We start from the raw sequence: 2,771 nt of genomic DNA, 5'->3' as shown, positions 1-2,771 counted from the left end.
GCGGCTACAACCATGAACGCGTCACCGAAGCCATCAGCATTGCCGTCGAAATCGTCAAGAAGAACAAAGATCAGATCGGTTTCGCCGTTCTGCCGCGCCGCTGGGTCGTCGAGCGCTTTCTTGCATGGATCAACCGAAACAGACGTCTCGCGAAGGACTTCGAAGCTTCAATCAAATCTGCCGCGGCTTTCCTCTATGCCGCCTCCGTAATGCTGCTCGTCAGGTGTTTGGCACGGTAGCAAGGACTTTCAAAACCGACTCTTACTTCAATCCCACACCGCTTCCCGAAGCGGCTTAAGCAGCGGCAGTATTCCACTTATAATTCAGGAAAACCTGTCCAAACAAACCGAACCACTTCTAAGAGCCTGAAGTGACGACGGCGGGAAGCATGGGGCGAATGGCCATTACCATCCTCGGCATGGTTGCCGATATGGAGCTCAAGTTCATTAAGGACAGGCAAAGAGCTGGGATCGATGCGGCAAAAGCCGAGGGAACGTACAAAGGGCGGAAGAAGAATGTCGATGACGTTGAAATCCGCAAACGAATATCAGCGGGCGCAACAAAAGCGGAGGTTGCTCGCGATCTGAACGTTTCCAGAATGACCGTTTACCGCGCTCTGGTAGATCAAGACGCTAAGTCAGAACTCTTGTAATACAGACGTTCTCTATCCGTTCTTTGAGTTGGCCAAAATCGCAGCTTCGGGCCGACTAGGCCTACTTAAAGGTTTCATTTATCACCATGCGGCATGGGATCATTGTGCCAGTCTGGCTTGTGTTCAGAAATTGCGCCCTCCCATTTACTCTTGCTGATGGTTTGAGGCCATGAAAACCCCGTCAATGCGTGATGCTTGGCGATCCAATCGCGAATTTGTTCGCGATACGCGTTTAGCTTTTGTGTCTGCACTTTCGGCGACGCATCAGCATCATGCAAGTAATGCAGGTCATGTGCGTCGGCCTTGTCGCGGAAAATTCGGTCAGGATACATAAGCCCATTCAAGTGATCAATTTCGTGCTGGAAGACCCGCGCAATGTATCCGTCAACCTCAATCGTGATGGGCTTCCCTTCGCGATCATAAGCCGACACCGTTATTTTTTTGGCTCGCTCGACAATGCCGGCTAGACCTGGCACCGAATAACAACCCTCAAGGTCGGTCATTGTTTCGTGCGAGGATGAGGTGATTTTAGGATTGATAAACACCCGGAACGTTTTTTTCTGGGTAGGATCTATTTTTGGCTTTGTGGCGGAAAAGACTTGGTCATTTATAGCGATGATTTGAAGGGAATGACCGATCTGAGGCGCTGCCAGACCGGCGATCATGGGCTCTTTATCGGCATCGTTGAGCAGTTCATCAATGACGTTTTGTATCGCACTGGAGCCTATGTCGTGCGGATCAATGTCCCGCGCCACCTTTCTCAGTACCGGATCATTCGTCTTGGCATACGGGTTTTTTGTGCTTGCAGGAGTATCCTCACTTGCATTTGACTTGCTTTGCGCCCTTGGTTCAGCCGAAGTCTTCATGTCGCCCTCTCGTAAATGTCCGTTATCGCCTTTTTCCATTGAAACGAATTCAGAGCCGTGTGTAGGTGCAACGGGAGTGCCTGCACAAGCACTGCCGCACAGACCAACAACTGCCGCAGAAACGACTATACCGAGCCCGTATGCGGAACGCTGCTTACCAGAACATTTAATGTGCTTTTGACGATGTTTAAATGCATTATAATAAAATTTTTGCACGGTTATGATTACCTTAAATAAAAAATCTAAATATAAATTGCGATAAAAATAAATTCGAAATACCGATATAAAAGTATTATTATTTATCATCACTATGATTAATAGATGCCGCCGCGTTAGGTCCTCCAAAAAGCGGACAAAGGAAAATAGTAACAAGCGGAACTATATAAATTCCATCCCCCGCCGAATATCCTGATTTATTGGCTGCAATAATATAGGAACGTCAGCGTAACTACGAAGGCATTTGGCACTGCTAGAGCGCGTCTGTGTTGATTGCCACTGATGGGTTGGATGCCCCTCCCACCGGCATCGTGATGTGCCAAGATGGTGGTGCGTAAAGCCACCAACAAAGGAGGAGGCATTTATGGAGGAAGTTAGTATCGTCGGCGTCGGCCTTTGCCGAGCGTCTGATGGTACCGGTAAGCAACGACACGTTGCTACGGGTGGTTCGCCGCCGCACGGCTGATCAGAAGGATGAGCTAACGGTCATCGGCATCGACGATTTTGCGTTCCGACGCGGCCAAACAGCTAGTCGCAAACCGGCTTTTGGATAACGGCTGAACGCCTTTTCCGGATAAAATAGCGTAAAAACCCACGTTGTAATGGCTTTTGAATAAAGCCCGTCGGGAAAGCTGTGCCCAGTCAATTACCAACAGGATGGAATTGGACGTTTTTGGAACCGTCTATCGTATATTCGTGTCCGCTGAACATTCTTCTGCCCCAAAAATCAGGATCGCGGCTGAAATTTCGGCGGTTCGGGCTTGGCCCCTTCACGTACGTTTCCGCCCTCAGCCCGAACTAGGCCGTGCACTCATAAATAGGCTAGCTATTTGAATGGATTGGTTATTGAAAGGCCTCGGATTTGGAGGTCTTTGATGTCACGTCGCCGCTATGAACTCACGGAACGAGAATGGTCGATTATTGCACCGCTGTTGCCGAGCAAACCTCGTGGCGTTCCACGGGTTGATGATCGCATGGTTCTCAACGGAATCCTGTGGCGCTTCCGCACCGGGTCATCATGGTCAGAAATCCCCGAA

At 49.6% G+C, this 2,771-nt stretch carries 4 protein-coding genes; 3 read left to right on the top strand and 1 reads right to left on the bottom strand.

Going from position 1 to position 2,771, the window contains the following annotated elements; genetic code table 11:
* Together ACTJKP_RS26660 and ACTJKP_RS26655 are read left to right on the top strand one after the other, a co-directional pair.
* A partial coding sequence (locus ACTJKP_RS26660; protein WP_440632802.1) for a transposase occupies positions 1–239 on the top strand: 239 nt, incomplete at its 5' end.
* Positions 240–370: 131 nt separating this feature from the next.
* Positions 371–652, top strand: coding sequence for a helix-turn-helix domain-containing protein (locus tag ACTJKP_RS26655; RefSeq protein WP_440632801.1), 282 nt, complete (start codon positions 371–373; stop codon positions 650–652).
* Positions 653–726: 74 nt separating this feature from the next.
* Here ACTJKP_RS26655 and def read toward each other — a convergent pair whose 3' ends face one another.
* Positions 727–1,824 carry a peptide deformylase gene (gene def, locus ACTJKP_RS26650; RefSeq protein WP_440632800.1) on the bottom strand — a complete coding sequence of 366 codons (1,098 nt, stop codon included), beginning with the start codon at positions 1,822–1,824 and terminating at the stop codon, positions 727–729.
* A gap of 785 nt (positions 1,825–2,609) precedes the next feature.
* Here def and ACTJKP_RS26645 point away from each other — a divergent pair.
* A partial coding sequence (locus tag ACTJKP_RS26645) for a transposase (protein ID WP_440632666.1) occupies positions 2,610–2,771 on the top strand: 162 nt, incomplete at its 3' end.

Source organism: Brucella sp. 22210 (genome assembly GCF_052045675.1).
Lineage (GTDB): Bacteria > Pseudomonadota > Alphaproteobacteria > Rhizobiales > Rhizobiaceae > Brucella.
The sequence above is the reverse complement of the archived record's forward strand: the minus strand, read 5'-3'. Positions and strand labels throughout refer to the sequence as shown.

Bases quoted from the DNA above. Each gene is read 5' to 3' on its own strand.
- def (WP_440632800.1), bottom strand. From the start codon at position 1,824: ATGATAAATAATAATACTTTTATATCGGTATTTCGAATTTATTTTTAT.